The 20018-nt window shown below is 65.3% G+C and carries 21 protein-coding genes; 11 read left to right on the forward strand and 10 right to left on the reverse strand.

From position 1 onward, the window contains the following. The 9 genes from Mrose_RS14250 to Mrose_RS14290 all read left to right on the forward strand — a co-directional run. The coding region (locus Mrose_RS14250; RefSeq protein WP_119279362.1) for a UDP-N-acetylmuramate dehydrogenase at positions 1-604 on the forward strand (604 nt) is incomplete at its 5' end. Next, positions 601-1188 carry a cell division protein FtsQ/DivIB gene (locus tag Mrose_RS14255; protein ID WP_182482837.1) on the forward strand — a complete coding sequence of 196 codons (588 nt, stop codon included), beginning with the start codon at positions 601-603 and terminating at the stop codon, positions 1186-1188. The genes Mrose_RS14250 and Mrose_RS14255, both read left to right, overlap by 4 nt. Beyond that, positions 1185-2456 (forward strand): cell division protein FtsA, encoded by a 1272-nt coding sequence (gene ftsA / locus Mrose_RS14260; protein ID WP_119279366.1) that lies wholly within the window; start codon positions 1185-1187, stop codon positions 2454-2456. Before Mrose_RS14255 ends, ftsA begins: the two co-directional genes overlap by 4 nt. A gap of 12 nt (positions 2457-2468) precedes the next feature. Then, positions 2469-3530 carry a cell division protein FtsZ gene (gene ftsZ, locus Mrose_RS14265; protein WP_119279367.1) on the forward strand — a complete coding sequence of 354 codons (1062 nt, stop codon included), beginning with the start codon at positions 2469-2471 and terminating at the stop codon, positions 3528-3530. 108 nt (positions 3531-3638) lie between these two features. Continuing rightward, positions 3639-4130, forward strand: a complete 492-nt coding sequence (ruvC, locus tag Mrose_RS14270; protein ID WP_119279369.1) for a crossover junction endodeoxyribonuclease RuvC — start codon at positions 3639-3641, stop codon at positions 4128-4130. Positions 4131-4425: 295 nt separating this feature from the next. Further along, positions 4426-5349 carry an ABC transporter ATP-binding protein gene (locus tag Mrose_RS14275; protein WP_119279371.1) on the forward strand — a complete coding sequence of 308 codons (924 nt, stop codon included), beginning with the start codon at positions 4426-4428 and terminating at the stop codon, positions 5347-5349. Continuing rightward, positions 5346-6080, forward strand: a complete 735-nt coding sequence (locus tag Mrose_RS14280) for an ABC transporter permease (RefSeq protein ID WP_119279373.1) — start codon at positions 5346-5348, stop codon at positions 6078-6080. Before Mrose_RS14275 ends, Mrose_RS14280 begins: the two co-directional genes overlap by 4 nt. A 29-nt stretch (positions 6081-6109) precedes the next feature. Beyond that, positions 6110-7273, forward strand: coding sequence for a sensor histidine kinase (locus Mrose_RS14285; RefSeq protein WP_119279375.1), 1164 nt, complete (start codon positions 6110-6112; stop codon positions 7271-7273). Next, positions 7270-7872: a response regulator transcription factor gene (locus tag Mrose_RS14290; RefSeq protein ID WP_119279377.1), complete on the forward strand. Its 603-nt coding sequence runs from the start codon at positions 7270-7272 to the stop codon at positions 7870-7872. Before Mrose_RS14285 ends, Mrose_RS14290 begins: the two co-directional genes overlap by 4 nt. On the opposite strand, the gene Mrose_RS14295 is transcribed toward Mrose_RS14290, so the two are convergent. From Mrose_RS14295 to Mrose_RS14330, 8 genes are all read right to left on the reverse strand, one after another. Then, complete coding sequence (locus tag Mrose_RS14295) at positions 7869-8180, reverse strand: hypothetical protein (RefSeq protein ID WP_119279379.1); 312 nt, start codon at positions 8178-8180, stop codon at positions 7869-7871. The two genes, Mrose_RS14290 and Mrose_RS14295, sit on opposite strands and share 4 nt — an antisense overlap. Positions 8181-8183: 3 nt before the next feature. Beyond that, entirely contained in the window at positions 8184-9164 is a 981-nt protein-coding gene (locus Mrose_RS14300) for a DUF3500 domain-containing protein (RefSeq protein ID WP_119279381.1), read from the reverse strand. Between the two features lie 162 nt (positions 9165-9326). Further along, complete coding sequence (locus Mrose_RS14305) at positions 9327-11093, reverse strand: ATP-binding protein (protein ID WP_119279382.1); 1767 nt, start codon at positions 11091-11093, stop codon at positions 9327-9329. 176 nt (positions 11094-11269) lie between these two features. Then, on the reverse strand, positions 11270-12199 hold the full coding sequence (locus Mrose_RS14310) for a DNA double-strand break repair nuclease NurA (protein WP_119279384.1): 930 nt from the start codon (positions 12197-12199) through the stop codon (positions 11270-11272). 69 nt (positions 12200-12268) lie between these two features. Next, complete coding sequence (locus tag Mrose_RS14315) at positions 12269-13351, reverse strand: tetratricopeptide repeat protein (protein ID WP_245969950.1); 1083 nt, start codon at positions 13349-13351, stop codon at positions 12269-12271. Between the two features lie 12 nt (positions 13352-13363). Continuing rightward, positions 13364-14638, reverse strand: coding sequence for an ATP-dependent protease ATPase subunit HslU (gene hslU / locus Mrose_RS14320; protein ID WP_119279386.1), 1275 nt, complete (start codon positions 14636-14638; stop codon positions 13364-13366). Continuing rightward, the gene (gene hslV / locus Mrose_RS14325) at positions 14635-15180 is read right to left on the reverse strand and encodes an ATP-dependent protease subunit HslV (protein ID WP_119279388.1); all 546 of its coding nucleotides are present in this window, start codon (positions 15178-15180) and stop codon (positions 14635-14637) included. Before hslV ends, hslU begins: the two co-directional genes overlap by 4 nt. A gap of 175 nt (positions 15181-15355) precedes the next feature. Then, positions 15356-16177, reverse strand: a complete 822-nt coding sequence (locus tag Mrose_RS14330; RefSeq protein ID WP_182482838.1) for a serine/threonine-protein kinase — start codon at positions 16175-16177, stop codon at positions 15356-15358. A 66-nt stretch (positions 16178-16243) separates the two neighbouring features. Here Mrose_RS14330 and Mrose_RS14335 point away from each other — a divergent pair, with 66 nt between their 5' ends. Both Mrose_RS14335 and lepB read left to right on the forward strand, forming a co-directional pair. Then, positions 16244-17008 carry a patatin-like phospholipase family protein gene (locus Mrose_RS14335; protein WP_119279396.1) on the forward strand — a complete coding sequence of 255 codons (765 nt, stop codon included), beginning with the start codon at positions 16244-16246 and terminating at the stop codon, positions 17006-17008. A 54-nt stretch (positions 17009-17062) separates the two neighbouring features. Beyond that, the gene (gene lepB, locus Mrose_RS14340; RefSeq protein ID WP_119279398.1) at positions 17063-17902 is read left to right on the forward strand and encodes a signal peptidase I; all 840 of its coding nucleotides are present in this window, start codon (positions 17063-17065) and stop codon (positions 17900-17902) included. 151 nt (positions 17903-18053) lie between these two features. Here lepB and Mrose_RS14345 read toward each other — a convergent pair whose 3' ends face one another. Together Mrose_RS14345 and Mrose_RS14350 are read right to left on the reverse strand one after the other, a co-directional pair. Further along, complete coding sequence (locus Mrose_RS14345) at positions 18054-19193, reverse strand: citrate synthase/methylcitrate synthase (protein ID WP_119279399.1); 1140 nt, start codon at positions 19191-19193, stop codon at positions 18054-18056. 150 nt (positions 19194-19343) lie between these two features. Further along, on the reverse strand, positions 19344-20018 hold a 675-nt coding region (locus Mrose_RS14350), incomplete at its 5' end, for a HesA/MoeB/ThiF family protein (protein ID WP_119279403.1).

Raw genomic sequence — 20018 nt, forward strand, 5'->3', positions numbered from 1 at the left:
GGTGGGGGCGGGGGCCCTGGTCAGCAGCCTGCTGCTCAAGAGCGCCCGGCTGGGCCTCTCCGGCCTGGAGGGCCTGTATGGCGTCCCGGCCCAGGTAGGCGGGGCCATTCGGATGAACGCCGGAACCCGCTTCGGGGAGATGGCCGAGGCGCTCGAGCTCGTCGAAATCTTCCACGACGGAGCTTTGCACGTCTACCGCCCCGAGGAGCTGGGCTTCTCCTACCGCCACTCCGCGCTGCCCGCCGGGGCCATCGTGACCCGCGCGAAGCTGCGCTTGCGGGAGGTGGGCGAGGAGGCAGTGCGGGCCAAAATCGCTCTGGTGGACGCCGCCCGCAAGGGTCAGCCCAAGAAAAAGAGCGCGGGCTGTGCTTTCAAGAACCCCGCCGGGGATTCAGCAGGCCGCCTCATCGACCAGGCCGGGCTCAAGGGGCTCACCGTGGGTCGGGCCATGATCAGCCACGAGCACGGCAATTTCATTGTCAACCTGGGCGGAGCCACGGCGCGGGAGGTCTACACGCTGTTGCGCAAGGTGCAGGGGCTTTTGCCACTGGAAGTCGAGTGGGAGATCTGGGGCAAGCTGGAAGCGGAGGAGGTGGGGGTGTGATCCGAAGCTTGTTGGCGCTGCTCACGCTGGCCGCCCTCGGCATAGGGAGCCGGGTAGTATGGCCGGTGGAGCGGGTGGAAGTCGTGGGCAATATCCAACTCTCCGACACCCAGGTGCGCGCCGTCACCGGCCTCGAGGTCGGCACGCCCTGGCTGTGGGCCTGGCCCAACCGCCTCGAGGCGCTGCGCGCTAACCCCTGGGTGCGCTCGGCCCGGCTCGAGCGTCCGGCCATTGGCCAGTTGCGCATCGTGCTCGAGGAGCGCAAAGCCCTGGCCACGCTGGTGCTCGAGGGGGTGGAGTGGGGGCTCAGCGGCGACGGGGTCCTCCTGCCCAACCCCCCCAAGACCCCCACCCGCGTCGAGGGGATTGGCTCAATTCGGCTCAGCGATGTAATCACCATCGTTAAGGCCCTTCCCAACGCTACTTCGATCCGCTATACTCCTGCGGGTTACACGGTCCGTGGGGAGGGGTTCGAGGTATGGGCCTCCACGGCTGCCGAATTGCAAAAGTGGGCCAGCGACCGTAAATCCCTTGCAAACAAGCCCACCTACCTCTATTCTTGGGGGGAGAGTAAAAGCCGATGATTCTTGTTGGAATTGACGTAGGGACCACCAAAGTATGCACGGTGATTGGTGAACTCTCGTCCGACGGTCACCTGGACGTGATCGGCGAGGGAACCGTTCCTTCCCAAGGGCTCAAACGCGGGGTCGTCACCAACCTCGAGCGCACCAGTGAAGCCATCCGGCAGAGCCTCTTCCAGGCTGAGCGGGTGGCCGGGGTCAAGGCCGAGCAGGTGTTCGTAGGGGTCGCGGGTTCACACATCAAGAGCGTGACCAGCCACGGCCTGGCCGCCATCCGCCGCGGGCACAGCATCACCCAGGCCGACATTGACCGGGCCATCGAACAGGCCAAAGCCTATCCCTTCGAGGGCGACGTGGACTTGATCCACGCCCTGCCGCTGGAGTTCAGAGTAGACGGGCAGGAGGGCATCCGCGATCCCATCGGCATGGCTGGAGTGCGGCTGGAGGTAGATGTTCACCTCGTAGCTGCCGGGCGCGGTCCCATCATCAACTTGCGCAAGGCCGTCGAGGACGCTGAGGTGAGCGTGGGTGGGGTGATCCTGCAATCGTATGCCTCGGGCCTGGCGGTGCTTTCACCCGAAGAGATGAGCATGACGGTCATGCTCATCGACGTGGGCGGGGGCACCACCGACGTGGCCGTGTTCAAGGGCGGTCGCCTGGCCCACTCTGCGGTGATCCCGCTGGGCGGCGACCACATCACCAGCGACATCTCCCAGTTGCTGCGCATCCCCTTCGAGGAGGCCGAGCGGGTGAAGAAGAAGTACGGGGCCGCCCTGCCCGAACTAGCCGACCCCGAGCTGGTGCTGGAGATCAACCAGGAAGGCGGCCCGCCCCAGGTGGTGCAGGCCACCGAGCTGGCCAAGATCATCCGCCCGCGCCTGCGCGAGATCCTACACTTCGCCCGCTCCAACGTCGATGAGGCGCTGGGTCCGATGGAGATCACGGTGGGCAAGGTGGTGCTCACTGGGGGCAGTGCCCTGGTGCGGGGCCTGGAAGAACTCGCCCGCAAGCAGTTCAACCTGCCCGTGCGGCTGGGTCGCCCTATCGGGATCTCAGGACTGACCGACGTGGTGGCTTCCCCCACCCATGCAACCGCGGTGGGCCTGGTGCGCTACGCCAGCCTCCACGCCCAGCCAGCCTCAGCCAAGCCCAGCGTGCTGCGCCTGGGGCGCAAGTCCCAGAGCGCGAACAACGCTACGGGCAGCCACAAGGAAGACGAGGGGCCGGGGTTGTGGGAACGAATCAAGGGCGTATTCAAAAACTTCTTCTAAGGAGATGGGGTTATGGGTGACGTGGTGATCAAGGTGATCGGCCTGGGTGGTGCTGGCAACAACGCAGTCAACCGCATGATCGAGTCGGGCCTGACGGGAGTGGAGTTCATCGCCGCCAACACCGACGCCCAGGTACTGGCAACCAGCCTGGCCGACATGCGCATCCAGCTGGGCGACAAGCTCACCCGTGGCCTGGGAGCCGGAGCCAACCCCGAAATCGGCGAAAAGGCCGCCGAGGAAACCCGTGACTTGATCGAGGAGCAGCTCGAGGGCGCCGACTTAGTCTTCGTCACCGCCGGCATGGGCGGCGGCACCGGCACCGGCAGCGCTCCGGTGGTGGCCGACATCGCCAAGAAGCTGGGCTGCCTCACCGTGGCCGTGGTCAGCCGTCCTTTCTCCTGGGAAGGCCCCCGCCGAATGCGGGCTGCCGAGGAGGGCATCCGCAAGCTGCGCGAGCGCGTAGACGCGATGGTGGTGGTCTCCAATGATCGCCTGTTACAGGCTTTGGATAAGAAGATCGGCATGAAAGACGCCTTCATGGTGGCCGACCGGGTGCTCTATCACGGGGTCAAGGGCATCACCGACGTGATCAACCTACCCGGCATGATCAACCTCGACTTCGCCGACGTGCGAACCCTGCTGGAGAACGCCGGACAGGTGCTGATGGGCATCGGCGCGGGCCAGGGCGAGAACAAGGTGGCCGACGCGGTAAAGAGCGCGGTGCACTCGCCTTTGCTCGAGCGCTCCATCGAAGGAGCACGCAAGCTGCTGGTCAACGTGGTGGGCTCGGAGGAGCTGGGCCTGGCCGAGGCCTCGGCAGTAGCCGAGCAGATCCGCGAGGCCACCGGCATGGAAGACGTGGACGTGCTCTACGGCCTTACCTACGACGAGCGCGCCAAGGACGAGATGCGCGTAATCCTCATCGCAGCAGGTTTCGGCGAGGGAGCGGTGATCGCCAAACCCGCCGGCTCACGCCTGGTAGATTTCCCCGCCAGCAACGTCGATCTCTCCAACATCGACATCCCAGCCTTCATCCGCTACGGGGACGGGGACATGCCCAAGCGGGGGAACTGAGTACCCCAAGATGGGGGCAAACCGGTTGGAGGGCACTAACGTCGATAGCCGAAGACCAACAGGCGGAAAGCTACCTGCTTTGCCTGCCGACGGCTTTCTCTCGCGCTTATGATCGTCCTCGGCATTGATCCCGGCATCACCAACATGGGGCTGGGGGTGGTCGAGCAGGTGGGTAAGCAGCAGCGCCTGCTGTATGCCGACGTGATCACCACCAAGCACTCCACCCCGGCCCCCGAACGCATCGGCAGGATCTATCAGACGGTGCTCGAGGTCGTTCGCACCTACAAGCCCCAGGCCATCGCGGTCGAGGAGCAGTTCTTCTACCGCCAGAACGAGCTGGCCTACAAGGTGGGCTGGGCCATGGGAGCGCTGCTGGTGGTGGCGGCCCAGCACGATTTGCCGGTTTATGGCTATGGCCCCCCCAAGGTTAAGCAAGCGCTGGTGGGCTACGGCCACGCCGACAAGGACCAGGTGGCCTTTATGGTGCGGGCGGTGCTGGGGCTGAAGGAAACCCCCAAGCCCAGTCACAAGGCCGACGCCATCGCCATCGCACTCACGCACTGCTTCTTCGCCAAGCTAGGGCAACCGAGTCCGGTATAGGAAGCGGTAAGCTGTCAGCTTTCAGCCCTCAGCAAAGACAGCTTGTCGCTCGTGGCTCGTGGTTTACCCCTCCCCTTCTCTCCCTGCGTGCGGGGAGGGGGTATCCCCCCAGCCCCCCTTGTTAAGGGGGGTAAACAAAGGGCATCTCGCGTTTTGCGTATTGCGTACGACGTACGACCCGCCCCCCGCGTTCAGCACGCAACCCTCCCCCATGACATTTGTCACCGCCCGGCGCTGACCTTTAGCAATACCCCTCCTCCTCCGGCCCTGCGAGACTGCGGCCTGGGAGGGATTCATGGTTCGCAGTCTCACCGACGTCGTCCACAGACCCCCGAGCCCGGTGGTGCTCGAGCAGGTTTCTAAGCACTACGGCAGCGTGAAAGCCCTCGATAACGTGAGCCTCGAGGTGCGCCCTGGCGAGGTGCTGGCCCTCCTGGGTCCCAACGGAGCCGGCAAGAGCACAGCGATCAGCCTGCTGGCGGGCTTGAGGAAAGCCGATAGCGGGAAGGCCTGGTTGTTTGGGCTCGACCCACGAGACCCCAAAGCCAGGGTCAACCTCGGGGTGACGCCCCAGGAAACCGGGCTGCCGAACGAGCTGCGTGTGGAGGAAGTCCTCGACCTGGTGCAGGCTTACTACCCCGACCCGATGCCCAGGGAAGAACTCCTCGAGCGCTTCGGCCTAGCTGGGCTCGAGCGGCGGCAGTGCGGCGGGCTCTCCGGCGGGCAGAAGCGCCGCTTGGCGGTTGCGCTGGCCTTCGCCGGGAACCCCCGGCTGGTCATTCTCGACGAGCCCACGACCGGCCTCGACGTGGAGGCACGGCGCTCGTTGTGGGAAGGGGTGAAGCAGTATCAGGCCCAAGGGGGCACGGTTCTGCTGACGACCCACTACCTCGAGGAAGCCGAAGCCCTCGCCAGCCGCATCGCCGTCATCGACCACGGCCGGATCATCGCCGAGGGAACGGTGGCGCAGATTAAGGCCAGGGTGGGGCTGCGGCAGGTGCGCTTCCGTGCCGCCGAGGTGCCCCCGCTCGAAGGCGTCAGCAAGCTCGAGCACCGGGGCGGCTCCTTCGTGCTCTATACCCCAGACTCGGATGCCGTCGTGCGCCAGTTGGTAGGACAGGCGACTTTCAGCGACCTGGAAGTCCAGCCGGTGAGTCTGGAGGAGGCTTTCATCGTCCTGACGGGCGATTCCAGGCGCGAAGCGAAAGGAGAAAGATGAAGCTCGTCCTCGCCCAGTACAAAGCCAGTGTGCTCAGCCTCGCGCGCAACCCCGGCTACTTCATCGGCAGCATCGTTTTCCCGGCACTCTTCTTCCTGTTCTTCGCCCCTTCCGGCGTCCGGAACAGCGCCGAAGCCAATTTCGTGATGGGCTCTTTCATGATCTTCGCAGCAATGGGGGCCTTGTTCTTCGGTTTCGCGGTGGGAATCGCCCAGGACCGGGCCTCGGCGTGGGCGGCGTACGAGCGAACACTGCCCGGCTCGCCGCTGAGTCGGCTGGTCTCGAGGGTCATGAACGGCTTCACCTTCGCTGCGTGTGCGGTGGCGGTGATGGCTCTGGTAGCCCACCTCACCACGCCTGCTCACCTTTCGCCCCCGGCCTGGGGCCGCCTGGCGTTGGCTCTGGTAGCCGGCGCTATCCCGATCAGCCTCCTGGGCTTTGCCATTGGCTACTTCGCCTCGCCCAGGGGAGCGGGCACCCTGGCCCAGCTTCTCTACCTGCCGATGTCGTTCGTAGGTGGGTTATGGGTTCCGCCACAGCACCTGCCCGAGGTGGTGCGACAGCTCTCGCAGTTCACTCCTACCCGCCACTGGGGCGAGGTGGTGTGGCCCGCCGTAACCGATCAGCCCTGGCAGGCGCAGGACTTCCTCTGGCTAGGGGCCTTCACGCTGGTCTTCGGGTTCCTGGCTCTGTGGGGCTACCGCCGCGACCAGGGGCAACGGTTCAGTTAAGTTCAACCTGGAGGAACTAGACTGACCCTATGTCTGCTCCACAACCCAAGCCTTCGACCTCCCGGCGGCACAGATGGTTCGAGTACGCCTATCTGGTCTACCTGGCTAACCTGCTGTGGCAACCCGCCTTCGACCCACAGGGCTTCGGCTGGGTCAACGTGGCGCTCACGCTAGCCTCGGCAGCGGTTTGTCTCGTTTTTTTCCTGCGCCGCCCCCGCGACAACCGCTCCCGCCTGACCGCGACCGCCGCACTTGCCGCCATGGGTCTGATCGTGGCCCCCTTCAACTACGGGGCTAACGTCTACATCATCTACGCCTCGGCCATCGCGGGCACCGTGTGGCCCTCGAGGCTGGCCTTGCGGGTGATCTGGAGCCTGCTAGGGACCTCGGCGCTTTACCTGGCAATCCTCCTCGGGCTGGGGATGCCCTGGCAAATGGGGCTGATCTACTGTTTTCTCACCACAGTGTTCGTACTGGGTGTGGGTCTAGGCAACGTCAGCGAAACCGAGCGTGACCACCACCGCAGCCAGCTCGAGGCGGCCCTGGAGGAGAACCAACGCCTGGCGGCCATCGCCGAGCGCGAGCGCATCGCCCGCGACCTGCACGACCTGCTAGGCCACACCCTCTCGGTCATCACCCTCAAGGCCGAACTGGCCGCCAAGCTCGCCGAGCGCGACCCCGCTCGAGCCGCTCGGGAGATGCGTGAGGTCGAGCGCATTTCCCGCCAGGCCACCGCCCAGGTGCGCGAGGCCGTGCAGGGGTACAAGACGAGGGGCTTGCAGGGCGAGCTAGCGGGAGCCAAACTGGCGCTCGAGACCGCCGGGATACGCCTGGACTACTATGCCCAACCCCTCACCCTCTCCCCCACCCAGGAAATAGTCCTCAGCATGGCCCTGCGCGAAGCCGTGACCAACGTCATCCGCCACTCGGGCGCTACCCGCTGCGCAGTTCGGCTGCTCAACGACGGGGACAGCCTGTGCCTCGAGGTCGAGGACGACGGCAAAGGCGGCCTGCTGGAGGAGGGCTCGGGGCTGCAGGGGATGCGCCAGCGGGCTGAAGCGCTGGGGGGCAGCCTCGAGTACAGCGGCGACGGCGGCACCAAGCTGAGCCTCAGGCTGCCTTATCCCGAACCCGGACGCGTCTCCTCCCAGGCCCTCCCCACAACCTTTCACCCCAAACCCGACACCCTATGATCCGCGTCATTATCGCCGAAGACCAAGGTCTGGTGCTCGGAGCCCTGGCTGCGTTGCTCGAACTCGAGGGCGACATCGAGGTCGTCGCCCAAGCCAAGGACGGCAAGAGCGCGCTCGAAGAGGTCAAGGCCCATCAGCCCGACGTCCTGCTCACCGACATCGAAATGCCCCACATGACCGGGCTCGAGCTCGCCGCCGAGGTCAAGCGGCTGGGCCTCAAGACCCGCGTCGTCATCGTGACCACCTTCGGTCGCGCCGGGTACTTGCGGCGGGCGCTAGAAGCCGGGGCCAGCGGCTATCTCCTCAAGGACGCGCCCTCCTCCGAACTGGCCGAGGCCGTGCGCCGCGTCCACCTGGGTGGCCGGGCCATCGACCCCAACCTGGCCGCCCAAGCCTGGAGTGAGGAAGACCCCCTCACCGACCGCGAGCGCAAGGTGCTGCGCCTGGCCGGAGAAGGCCGCACCAGCGCCGAGATCGCCGCCGAATTGGGCCTCTCCGAAGGCACGGTGCGCAATTACCTCTCCGAGGCCATCAGCAAGCTAGGGGCGCACAACCGGGTGGAAGCCGCCCGCATCGCCAGGGAGAAGGGTTGGCTTTAGACCCAGGGGAAAAAGGTCGCCGAAAGCCGGATGATCGTGGCCACGATCAGCCACAAGCCCGCCCAGGCCAGCACGTACTTGTGCCACAGCCCACTGAGCACCAGCAGCCCGACGACCAGGTCGTTGAGCTTGATAAACTCCACCCAGGGGCGCAAATCCGCGATCACGCGTCCCATGAAGCTCGTGCGCAGCAGGTCCATGTAGGAGCTGGTGTCGTACCAGGCTCCGATGCTGTTGCTGATGAAGATTCCGGCCAGCCCCAGCCGCAACAGCCAGTGCAGCAGGCGGTCCGTATGGGCAGAGGACATGGCCTACAGCAAGTTGGCCCCAAAATCGGCCTCGTAGTCACGCCAGACACTGTGGATGTGGGTGGCGCCGTTGCGCGAGTTGTCGTGCTCGAGCAGGAAAGTGGGCCCCTGCAAACGCCAGTAGTAGGGGCGGCGCGCTTCCGTGCTCCCCGCCCAGCCAAAGCGCACTTTGTCCAGACCTGTACGGGTGATGCGCTCGAACATGGGACCTGCCACCCCCGCGGGCAGCGAGCCCAGATAGCTCTGAATGAGCTCGAGCACCAGCCGCTCCTGGGCCGGGTTCAGTTCCGAAACCAGCAGCCCCACAGGCTCCAGAGGGCTCACCCTGACCTCGTTCCAGGTCACGTGACGGAAGAGCGTCTCGCGTGAGAAGATGGCGATGCTCTGGCGGCGGGCATCCAACGAGCGCACCAGTTCGCGGGCGGCGTCCTCTTCGCGGGCCATCACCCGTATGCCAGCGCGGGTTTGGGTGGGCCAGGTTCCGTGGAAGAAGGGCGTCATGGTCACCCGTTCACCCAAAATCGTGTAGTGGCGCGACAGGTGATGCCCTTCCCAGCGCCAGCCCCACGGATCGCGCCCGCCGGGGGTGCCGAAGACCGAGACGTAAAACAGCTCGGGGTCCTGGCCCAACTCGGTCTGCAAGGCCATGATGTCCAGCGACTTCTTGTACCCTGCCTCCGAAACGCCGCTGCGCAGCAGGGCCAGAGCAGCGGTGCGCTGGGCCGGAGTCATGTCCCTGAGGGCCATTCCGTTGCGGGGAAAACCACGGGGGGTAGTCCAGTGCCAGCGCAGGCGCTCGGCGCTGTCGAAGGCAAAAGCAGCCTTGTCGCGATTGGGACCGAGAGAGTTCAGGAACTGGTTGGCCGCTTGCGCCATGCCCGCCGCCAGCGAGCCCTGCTGGGCGAATCCGTGCCGGGCCAGGAGAATCGCTCCCGCGCCGAAGGCCGAAGCCTCGAGAAACTTACGCCGGGTCCACCTGTTCACGATTGCCTCCTCGCAGCCTTACGAACTTTTACGACGCCGGGGTCGTGGATGGGTTGGGCTATATGGTAACCGGCCTCGAGCCCGGCGCGTGAAGGCTAAGGCTCAATCGGCCCACCCGACGAAAGGGGGGTAAACTCATGAAGCGCCCCTACAGGACGACGTTCACAGGCCCAAATCGCGCTCGAGCACCTCCGTGCTGATCTCGGCCCCCAAGTCCTGCTCCGAGGCCTTGGTGGCCCAGGCCGGATAGGGAAAGTTGAGCGGCAGAGGCACAGGAAGCTCGGGCTGCTGCACGATCATGGTGCCCTGGGGCAGGATCACCGCGCGGTCGCGGAAGGAGGCGGGCATGAAGCGGTACTCCGGACGCTCGGCCTCGGCGGCGTCGAGGCGGCCCACTACCCGGATGGCCGCGTTGCCCACCACCCGCCGCTCGACCTCGCTGGCAGTCTGCTGCGCCCCGATCAGGATCACCCCCAGCGAGCGTCCGCGCTCGGCGATGTCGAGCAGGATGTCCTTGATGGGGCTCTCGTCCTCGCGGGGGGCGTACTTGTTGAGCTCGTCCAGTACGATGAACACCGCACCAGGCCGCCCGGCGCTCTTCTTCTCGAAGACCTCGCGCAAAATCGAGCCCACCACGAACATCTGGGCCTGGGCCGAGAGGGTGTTGATGCCCACCACCGAGACCTGTTCCTGGGCTGCGAGGGGGTCGGGCGGGTTGCCCTTCTTGTCGCCCCGGATGAGGAAATCGACGTTGTGAACCGAAGCCCGCAGCCGCCGCACGAAGGCCTCGAGCGTCCCCGTGGCCTGGCGGGCAGTCCAGCGAGGGTCGCCCTTGGGCCGCTTCTCTTCCTCCTCCCCGCCCTCCGGCCCCAGCAGCTTGAACTCGACATAGCGCACCAGTTGGGCAAAACTCCTGATCGGGACCTTGTCGAGCTTGTCCCACTCGATGCCAGCCTCGATCATCCCGTCCTGGTCGGACCAGTCGCTCACATAGAGTTGCGGCCCCCTTTGCCCCTCGGCCAGCTTGCGCAGGCGTTCGGTCACCTGATCGATGAGGAAGCCCAGGTTGGTCATCGAGCCGCGGTCGGTGAAGAGGTAGGGCAGCAAGCCCTCCCGGCAGAACTGCACCAGGTCCCAGTAAAAAGGCAGCACGCCCGCTTTGCGGCTCTCTACGTCGGGGACGATGTCGCCGGGGGTGGGTTTGGGCGGAGCGCGGAAGGCCACGCTGCGGAAGGGACCAGCGGGCAGCCCCAAGGTGTGGTACATCTGGCGGTCTTCCTCCTTGAGGCCCTTGTTGGGCTTGTCCAGGAAGAAGAGGTCTTCGCCCTTGACGTTGAAGACGAGGGCCTTGGCGTTGAGGGAGTCCTTCATCACTCCGCTCTCGAAGAGGGAGTAGAGCAGAAAGGTGGCGTAGCTGGTCTTGGTCGCCACGCCGCTAATCCCCGAGATGTTGACGTGGCCACCCTTGCGCCCGTTGAGGAACTCGAGGTTGATATAGGCTACCTCGCCGTTCTTGAGGATGCCCGCGGGGAGGCGGGTACTGTGGCCCTCGCCGGTCATCTTGTCGTAGTACAGGGCCGCCTCGAGGTGCTGCTCGCGGGCTACAAAGACCGGGCAGCCGGGGTCGGGAGGGAGGTACTCCTCGGGGTCGAGGCGTGTCACCTTGACGTGAGCGGCATAGGACAAGCTGACGGGCAATAGCTGGCGATTGGCCAGAAATACGTCGGTGTCGAATTGCGAACCCTCGTAGAGCTTGAGTACCTGGTCCACCATGCCGTAGTAGCGCACCTGGCCTTTTTGGGGGTCAGGGTGTTGAAACTCCACGTAGACCAGGTCGTCGAGGCGCAGGTACTGCCCCTCCTCGACGGCCACCCAGAAGTCCAAAGCCCCGGCTTCCCGGCTGCCCAGCACCATTCCACACGGTTTCATCGCGTCTCCTGACATGGCGTATGGCATACAGTCCTTCAGCAATCAGCCTACTGTACCCGAGTAGCTCCAGCGTGTATTTGCCCTTTGTCGGAGCCCCTGAGTACCGTTACCATGCTGAAGCCTTCAAACAGCTTTACCCACGCATGGCCACCTAGACAAGCTCACCGTGGAATGACTCAAGGGAACAACCCCTGGAGGATGCGGCGGCGCACCACCTCGGCCTGGCCCATGTAGCGGCCCAGCCACAGCTCGAGCCCTCCTACGGGAATGAGGTTCTGCGGGGCGCGGGGGTCGCGGGAGGGCGAGGAAGCCAGGCTGCACAAAAGCCCCACCGAGAGGTCGGCGAGGTTGCGGGCCTGCTCCAGATCTCCCGCCGGGGTCTCCACCCGCAGCAGCGCGGCACCGCTGTGGAAGGGAGCGGCGGGGTTGAGGGGCAGGCGCATGTACCAGGAGAAGAGTTCCAGGGGACGACGAGCATTTTGCGGGATGCGGAAGATGGGGGTGCGCTGGGCGGGGGCCAGCCGGGAGAGGATGCGTTCCTCAGCAGGCGGCAAGTAGCGCTGCCACATGGTCTTGGCGTAGCCGATGACGTCCTCGCGGGGCGTGAGCCCCGGTGCGACGAAGATGGGGCCATCCAGCACCACCAGTCCACCTTCAAGCTCCTGGGCGAGGCGGGCCTCGAGGGCGCGCATCTGCTCGTTGACCCTGCCCGCCAGCATGCGCAGGTCGTTTATCCCCTTCAGGGCCACCGGGCGATAGCAGAAGGGGCTGATCTCCACCGGCTCGAACTCGTGGCCCTCGACGTGGAGCAGCACCCGCTCGATCCGCGGTTCTCCCGCAGGACGAATGCCCGCGTCATCCCGCACCAGCGCCCCGGCAGCCAGCGTGACCAACAGCGCACGCTGCCCGTACTCGTTGGCCACCACCGCGTCGATGCGCTGGCGCCCATCGACGAAGTAGAGCACCCCCCACTCCTGGGCGGGGGGCTCGAGGGGCTGCCAGGGGGGCTCGAGATCGGTGATGACCCCTTCCACGCCACCGCCGTCATCCAGCCCTACCTGCGGCAGCGCATAATCGGGATTCCAGGCCTCCAGTCGTAAGCGCACGTCTTTAGACTAAAGGCGAAGGCTGAAAGCGTCGAGGGTTGGAGTTCTCAAGGCGAGGTCCAAAAGGCGTCACTGCACCCTGGCCAGCGCTTCCTCGGCCTCCTTGTAACCAGGGCGGAGCTGGAGGGCACGGGTATAGGCTTCCCTGGCCCCATTCTTGTTGCCCAGGGCCTCGTTAGCGCGACCGAGCCAGTAGAAGTACTCGGCGTTGCGAGGGTCCATGGCCACCGCCTTGGTCAGGTTCTCACGGGCCTTGGTCGCGTCGCCAAGCTCGAGGTAAGCCCGGCCCAGTCCGGCATAGGCCTCGGGGTACTTGAACGGCGATTTGACCACCGCGTTCTGGAAGTTGGCTCCGGCGTTCTTCCAGTCCTTGGCAGCCTGGTAAGCCTGGCCCAGGCGCACGTAGCCTTCGGCCTCGGCAGGGTTGAGGATGGTGGCCTGCTTGAGCTGCTCGATGGCGGCGGCGGGTTCGTTTTTGATCAGCAGGGCGATGCCATAGTTCAGACGCAGGGTGAAGTCCTTGGGAAAGGCCTTGACCCCTTCGTCCAGCAACCCGAGCGCGTCGTCGAGCTTGCTCTGCTTGAGGTAGACGTTGGCCAGCAGACCGATGACCTGGGGATCACGCTCGAGCGCGAGTGAGCGGTTGAGGGCTTCGACGGCCCGGTCGAAGCTGCCCATCGCCGAGTAGACCGCCCCACGCGTGGCGAAGATGGGGGCGTACCTGGCGTTGACCCGCTCGGCATCGCGCAAGACCGTGAGGGCCTGTTCCAGCAAACCCCTGCTGGCCTCACGGCCATCGGAAAAGCGGTACTGGTCGTAGTAAGCCTGTGCCAGGGCGACATAGGCTTGCACGTAGGCCGCGTTATGGGAGATGGCCCTGCGCAGGTTCTCCACCGCTGCGGTGGTCAGGCCCAGCCGCAACTGGGTGCGGGCCAGCCAGTACAGGCCATCGGGGTTGGTGGGGTTAGAGCGTACCGAGCGCTCACACACCACCAGGGCATCCTGGTAACGCCCTAGCCGAAAGAGCTGCACACACAAGTTGAGCAGCTCCTGGAAATTGTTCCCCTGGTTGGGCGCGGGATTCTGCGCCTGGGCCGCCACGGGCCCCGCGAAGCTCCCTATCAACATCAGCACCGGCAACAACAAACGCATTCCAAAGCCTCCTCACAGGATGTATCGCGATAGGTCGGGGGACGCCAGCACACCCTGCAACCTGGCTTCCACGTACTCGCGGGTGATCTCCACCCGTCCTAAGTCGCTCTGGAAGGAAACCTCTTCCAGAACCCGCTCGAGCACCGTCGAAAGCCTCCGTGCTCCAATATCCTCCAGGTCACGGTTAGCCTGATGAGCGAACTCGGCCACCGCCCGGATGGCCTCGGGGGTGAAGACCAGCTCGGTGCCGTCGGCCTCCAGCAGGGCGGTGTATTGCCGCAGCAAGGAGTTGGCGGGCTCACGCAGGATGCGCTCGAACTCGTCGGGGCCCAGGGGCTCGAGCTCAACCCGAATGGGAAAGCGCCCCTGCAGTTCGGGGATCAGGTCGCTGGGCTTGGAGACGTGGAAGGCTCCGGCGGCGATGAACAACACGTGATCGGTGGAGACCGGCCCCAGGCGGGTGGCGACCACGGTGCCCTCGACTACGGGCAGCAGGTCGCGCTGCACCCCCTCGCCTGAGACGTCAGGACCGCCGGTGGCTCCTTGCCTGCGGGCGATCTTGTCGATCTCGTCGAGGAAGACGATGCCGTCCTCCTGAGCCCGGCGCAAAGCCTCCTGGGTGGCTTCTTCCTTATCGACCAGGCGTTCGGCCTCCTGGTTGCGCAAGACCTCGAGCGCCTCCCGCACCTTCAGGCGGCGGCGCACCTTGCGCTGGGGCATGAGGTTCTTGAGCATCTCCCCCAGCCCCTGCATCTGCTCGCTACCGAACATGCCCATGAAGGGCATGGCGGCCTCCTCGTTGACCTCGATCTCCACGAACTGCTCATCATAGCGGCCCGAGCGCAGCTCAGCCCCCGAGACCCGCAGCAGCGAGGCCACGTTGTCCACCGCCAGGACGTCGGCGCGTTCGGCCACGCGGGCTTTCATCTCCTGCATCACCAACTGGTAGCTGGCCTCGGCCAAGTCGCGCACGATGGAGTCCACGTCGCGGCCCACGTAGCCGACTTCGGTGAACTTGGTGGCCTCTACTTTGACGAAGGGAGCCCCCGCCAGCCGGGCCAGGCGGCGGGCGATCTCGGTCTTGCCAACGCCGGTAGGGCCGATCATCAGGATGTTCTTGGGGGTGACCTCGCGGGCCATCTCCGGCGAGAGGCGCTTGCGGCGGCTGCGATTGCGCAGGGCCACGGCCACCGCGCGCTTGGCCGCGGCCTGTCCCACGATGTACTTATCCAGCTCCCGCACGATCTCGGTGGGGGTAAGGTCGGATTTGTGGAGGGTAAGGCTCATGCTTCTCCAAGGCTGTAGACGGTAGGGTTGCCGCTGGTGTAGAGGTCGATCTCTCCGGCGATGCGAATAGCCTCCTGGGCAATCTCGGGGGCGCTCAGGCCGGAGTAGCGCAGCAGTGCTTTGGCCGCCGAAAGGGCGTAAGCTCCCCCCGAACCCACCGCCAGCACCGGCTCATCGGGAGAAAGCACCTCGCCGTTGCCGGAGAGCAGCAGCAGGTTGTCGCGGTCGGCCACCACCAGCATGGCCTCGAGGTTTCTGAGCACCCGGTCGGTGCGCCACTGCTTCACGGTGTCCACCGCGGCCCGCTGGAGGTTGCCCTTAGCCCCCTGGAGGGCCGCCTCGAACTTCTCCAGCAAGGTAAGAGAATCGGCTACTGCTCCGGCGAAACCCACCAGGACGCCGCCGCCTATCTCGAGGCGGCGGACCTTCACGGCACCGGTCTTCATGATGGTCTGGCCCAGCGTCACCTGCCCGTCTCCGGCCAGCGCGGTCACACCGTCCTTGCGCACCGCGACGATGGTTGTGCCGTGCATTGAATCCATCAGGTGAAGCCTAGCCTCGGGCGATGAAACAGGGGTGAGAATGCCCAGGGCGGCTGCTAAGGCAGAAAGCCGAAAGCAAGACATCGAACGCCCGTGGCCGAATGCCAAACCCACCAGCCACAAGCCTTTCCCAGCGTTCAGCGTTTAACATCTGGCATACGACCCCATAGTTCAACTATCGACTTCTACCCGCACCCAGTTCCCGGAAAGCCTCGAGCGCCTCCTGACCGCTCTGGAAGCGTTCGGCGGGATCCTTGGCGAGCATGGTGTAGATGAAGCCGAGCAGCGCCGGGGTCAGCTCGAGGCGCGTGTCCAGCGTGGGGATAGGAGGGGGAGCCGTGTGCTTGAGGTGGGCTTCCATCACCTCCTCGGTGGAGCCGAAGAAGGGAAGTTCGTTGGAGATCGACCAGTACAGGAGAATCCCGGCGGCGTACACGTCGGAGGCGGGGCTGGTGATCTGGCCCAGGAACAGTTCGGGGGCCATGTAAGCCGGGGTACCTACCAGAAACTGCCTGGGCAGGCGTTCGCCCACGGGACCCGCCAGGTCGAAATCCACCAGGCGAGCCTGCCCGGTGCCGTCTACCACGAGGTTTTCCGGCTTGATGTCGCGGTGGACGTAGCCCCGCTGATGCATGTAGGCTAGGCCCTCGAGCAGTTGCTCGAAGACCCACAGGACCAGGTCAGGGCGGCGCGAGCGCCAGTCGTTGAAGCGCTCGCCGGGGGCATAGGCGATGAGCACCGCCGGGCCATTTTCCTTGTCGGCGGACTGCTCCTTGAGGTCCAGCCGCTGGTAGACCGGGTTGATGTGCGGGTGCTGCAACGCGCCCCCGATCTTCCATTCACGATCGGCGCGGGTTTCAAAGCCCCTGGGGAAAACCTTGAGCGCGTAGGGGGTACCGTGCAGGTCGAAGGCCAGATAAACCGTGGCTACCGCCCCCCTGGCTATTGGGCGGATCACCCGGTAACGGCCCAACAGCGTTGCCCCTGGTAACCCCACGATCACAACTATACGGGTTTGTCCTGGGCTTTTGGACCGTAAATGGCCGGGGCATAGAATGGCCTCGTGCAAGGGCTGGTGCTTTCGGGTGGCGGAGCGCGGGGGCTGGCGCACATCGGGGTGCTCGAGGTGCTCCAGCAGCGGGGTTTCGAGGCGGAGGTGCTGGCGGGGACGAGCATGGGCGCCATCGTCGGAGCGCTGTGGGCCAGCGGCAAGAGGGCGGAGGAAATCCTCGAGATCGCCCGAAAAGCCCCCTGGCTCTCGCTCTTCGACTTCAGCATGAGCCTGCGCCTGATCAACCCCGGCAAGCTCGAGCGCTACCTCGCCCAGTTCCTACCCGAGCGCTTCGAGGAACTGCCGCGCAAGCTGGTGGCAGTGACCACGGAATTGCCCAGGGGCCAGGCAATCTACCTCTACCAAGGACACCTGCCCAGCGCAGTGGTGGCCTCGGCGGCCATTCCGGGCGTGATCGGCCCGGTGGTGCGCGAGGAGCGGATGCTGGTAGACGGCGGCGTGCTGGACAACCTCCCCATCGTCGCAGCCCGCTTTCTGGGGGCCGAGAAGGTACTGGCGGTGGACGTCACCCCCGACGCGGCCCTGCCTCCTGACGACCGCAGCCTGCGTAACACCCTGGGGCAGGTACGCCATACCGCCCGCATCATGCAGCAGCGGCTCACCCAGCTCACCCTGGCCATGCACCCGCCCGACCTTTACATCAAGCCTAGGCTCGACCACGTCGGCATCGAGCACTTCGAGCGCCTCGAGGAGATCGTGGAGGCCGGGCGCAAAGCGGCGCTCGAGGTGTTGGGGGAGGGGGCGGTATCTTTGTGAATTCGAGCAAACGTGTATGCTGTTGAGGTTGCGGTTTTTGGGACTGAGGAGAACATGCGAAGCTTCTGGCACTATCTTTTCCGTGAGTGGTTTCGTCAAGTAGGCGAAGCGCTCCTGTTGGCCTTTCTGGTGACCACCTTCCTCTTCACCACGGTGGGCGTGGTGGGCTCCTCCATGAACCCCACCCTGCTCAACGGCGAGCGGGTCTTCGTGCCCAAGTACGAGACCTGGCTGGTGCGCTTCGGCCTGACCCAGTGGCGGCGGGGCGAGGTGGCCATCGTCAAGCCGCCGGAGGGCACCCCCAACGCCTACGCCCGCTTCCCCGTGCTGGGCTTCCCCTTCCGGGCCTTCTTCATCAAGCGCATCGTGGCCGTGCCGGGCGACACGGTGAGCTACCGCGAGGGGCAGCTTTACATCAACGGGCAGCCCGTGAGCGAGCGCCACATCACCGACTTCCTCGAGTTCGACCCCAAGAGCTCGCTCTACACCAGCGACTACAACTACCCCAGGGTGTGCCTGAAGGACGGACAGATCACCAGCATCTCCACCCAGTCGCGCTTCCAGGTTTCCCCCGCCGATATCGAAAGCGATCCCGACTACGCCTACTTGAAAAACACCCTGCGGATGCTGGTGCCCCCCGGCGAGGAGGAAAAAGCCCGCAGTCGGGGACAGGAATACTGCTACACCGGAGCGCTGAAGCTCGAGCCCGGCTACTACTTCGTCATGGGCGACAACCGCACCCCCGGCGGTTCGGAGGACGGGCGAACCTTCGGCCCCATCCCCGCCAGCGCCATCGCGGGACGGGCCAACTTCGTGTGGTGGCCCCCGGTGATCGAGGGCAAGTTGCGCTGGCGCAGCCTGTCCATCCCCGAGGGCTTCAGAGACATCCGCTAGGCTACTTGCGGTAGCCGTCGATAGTCACTCGCGTTTAGCGTTCGGCGTACTCAGCGCGGTTCACACAAACACCCGCCGATCCAGGCGGGTGTTTGTGTGTTTTACCCCACACGGCCTGGTTGTCCGCGTGGGGTATTCGTGGGAACCGCTCTCAGCGCTGCTCGAGCGGCACGTAAGGCAGGTCGAGTTGGCCGGTGTAGGCGGCGTCGGGGCGCAGGAGGCGGTCGTCGAGACGGGTGTACTCGAGGATGTGCCCGGTCCAGCCGGAGATGCGAGCCACGGCGAAGATGGGGGTGAAGTACTCCAGGTCGTAGCCCAGGTCCTTGTAGACCACGCCGGAGTAGAAGTCCACGTTGGGGTAGATGCCCTTGGGGTTGTAGATGGCCCCCGCCCGGCGCTCAACCTCTTTGAGGATGGCGTACTCCTTGGAGTGGCCCTGCTTCTCGGCCACGATACTGGCGTACTTCTCGAGCACCCCCGCGCGCGGGTCGTAGGCCTTGTAGACCCGGTGGCCCATGCCCATCACCCGGCCCTTGTTGGCCACGAGGTTCTCGAGCCAGGGCCCCACGTTCTCCACGCTGCCGATCTCGCCGATCATCTTCATCACCGCTTCGTTGGCCCCGCCGTGACGCGGGCCCTTGAGGCTGGAAACCCCGGCGGTGATAGCCGAGTAGATGTCGGTGTGGGTGGAGTAAGCGGCAATGGCGGTGAAGGTGGAGGCATTGAAGCCGTGCTCGGCCTGGAGGATGAGGGCCACGTCCATCAGCTTGGTCTCCTCGGCGGTGGGCTCCTTGCCGTTGCTCATGTAGAGGAAGTTGGCCGCGTGGGAGAGGTCGGCACGGGGGGCGATGGGGTCAAGGCCCTCGCGCAGACGCTTGTTGGCCGCGACGATGGTGGCGAACTTGGCGATGAGCGAGAGGCTCTTCTCGTACAAGGCCTCGGGGCTAACGTTGTCCTCGTCGGCATCGAGCATCCCCAGCTCGCTCACCGCCGTGCGCAGCGCCGACATGGGGTGGGCGTTTTTGGGGTAGCGCCGCATGGACTCCAGCAGCGCGGGCGGCAGGGCGCGCAGCGAGGTTAGCTTCTGGCTGAAGGCCTGAAGCTCCTGTCGGCTGGGTAGGTGCCCGTGCAGCAGTAGGAAGGAGACTTCCTCGAAGGTGGAGTACTCCGCCAGGTCCTGGATCTTGTAGCCGCCGTAGTAGAGGCGTCCTGCCTGACCGTCAATGAAGCACATCGCGCTCTCGGTGAACAGAACGCCCTCGAGGCCTCGGGCAATGGTTTTGGTGCTCATGGTTCCTCCGTTTCGGTCCGGCTAGATACCGGATGTTCCCCGCGGTTCCCCTCGCGTTGGCCCCGCGCCCGGGTAGCTGCGTGAATCGCTTCGCCTGATCGAGCCGACGCGAAGACCGCTCTAGCCGTGGCATTCTAACACTACGGCTCTTTAACGTTCGCAGTATAGCTCCAGGTCACTCAGTGTAGATACACCGTTTACACCACAGCCGCCACAGTCCTCCCGCCGCCGCAAGCCGAGGGTGCGAAACTCGTTGTAAAGCCCGTCGTAGAGGAGCAATTTGCCCGACAAAGGTTCGCCGATCTCGAGCAGCACCTTGAGCGCTTCGGTGGCCATCAAGCTGCCCACCACTCCGGGCAGCACCCCGAAGACCCCGGCTTCGGCGCAGTTGGGCACGGCCTGGGGTGGCTCGGGGAAAAAGCAGCGGTAACACGGCCCCCCGGCGTGGTTGAACACCGAGACCTGCCCCTCGAACTGGTGAATCGCGCCGTAGACCAGTGGCTTGCCCAGCAGCACGCAGGCGTCGTTGACGAGGTAGCGGGTGGGGAAGTTGTCGGTGGCGTCGACGGCCAGGTCGTAAGGGCGCAGGATCTCGAGGGCGTTCTCGGCGCTCAGGCGGGTCGCGTAAACGTCCACGGTGACGTTGGGGTTTAAGGCCAGCAGGCGCTTTTTCGCGACCTCGGCCTTGGGTTCGCCCACCTCGTCGCTGGCGAAGAGCACCTGGCGCTGAAGGTTGGAAAGGTCTACCGTGTCCATCTCCACGATGCCCAACCGCCCCACTCCGGCTGCGGCCAGGTAGAGCAGCACGGGCGAACCCAGCCCGCC

The sequence above is a fragment of the Calidithermus roseus genome, assembly GCF_003574095.1.
Taxonomy (GTDB): domain Bacteria; phylum Deinococcota; class Deinococci; order Deinococcales; family Thermaceae; genus Calidithermus; species Calidithermus roseus.

What these genes read in the sequence shown, in the direction of transcription:
- ftsA (WP_119279366.1), top strand. Translation starts at nt 1,185, where the DNA reads ATGATTCTTGTTGGAATTGACGTAGGGACCACCAAAGTATGCACGGTG.
- ftsZ (WP_119279367.1), top strand. Translation starts at nt 2,469, where the DNA reads ATGGGTGACGTGGTGATCAAGGTGATCGGCCTGGGTGGTGCTGGCAAC.
- ruvC (WP_119279369.1), top strand. Translation starts at nt 3,639, where the DNA reads ATGATCGTCCTCGGCATTGATCCCGGCATCACCAACATGGGGCTGGGG.
- Mrose_RS14275 (WP_119279371.1), top strand. Translation starts at nt 4,426, where the DNA reads ATGGTTCGCAGTCTCACCGACGTCGTCCACAGACCCCCGAGCCCGGTG.
- Mrose_RS14280 (WP_119279373.1), top strand. Translation starts at nt 5,346, where the DNA reads ATGAAGCTCGTCCTCGCCCAGTACAAAGCCAGTGTGCTCAGCCTCGCG.
- Mrose_RS14285 (WP_119279375.1), top strand. Translation starts at nt 6,110, where the DNA reads ATGTCTGCTCCACAACCCAAGCCTTCGACCTCCCGGCGGCACAGATGG.
- Mrose_RS14290 (WP_119279377.1), top strand. Translation starts at nt 7,270, where the DNA reads ATGATCCGCGTCATTATCGCCGAAGACCAAGGTCTGGTGCTCGGAGCC.
- Mrose_RS14295 (WP_119279379.1), bottom strand. Translation starts at nt 8,180, where the DNA reads ATGTCCTCTGCCCATACGGACCGCCTGCTGCACTGGCTGTTGCGGCTG.
- Mrose_RS14305 (WP_119279382.1), bottom strand. Translation starts at nt 11,093, where the DNA reads ATGAAACCGTGTGGAATGGTGCTGGGCAGCCGGGAAGCCGGGGCTTTG.
- Mrose_RS14315 (WP_245969950.1), bottom strand. Translation starts at nt 13,351, where the DNA reads ATGCGTTTGTTGTTGCCGGTGCTGATGTTGATAGGGAGCTTCGCGGGG.
- hslU (WP_119279386.1), bottom strand. Translation starts at nt 14,638, where the DNA reads ATGAGCCTTACCCTCCACAAATCCGACCTTACCCCCACCGAGATCGTG.
- hslV (WP_119279388.1), bottom strand. Translation starts at nt 15,180, where the DNA reads ATGGATTCAATGCACGGCACAACCATCGTCGCGGTGCGCAAGGACGGT.
- lepB (WP_119279398.1), top strand. Translation starts at nt 17,063, where the DNA reads ATGCGAAGCTTCTGGCACTATCTTTTCCGTGAGTGGTTTCGTCAAGTA.
- Mrose_RS14345 (WP_119279399.1), bottom strand. Translation starts at nt 19,193, where the DNA reads ATGAGCACCAAAACCATTGCCCGAGGCCTCGAGGGCGTTCTGTTCACC.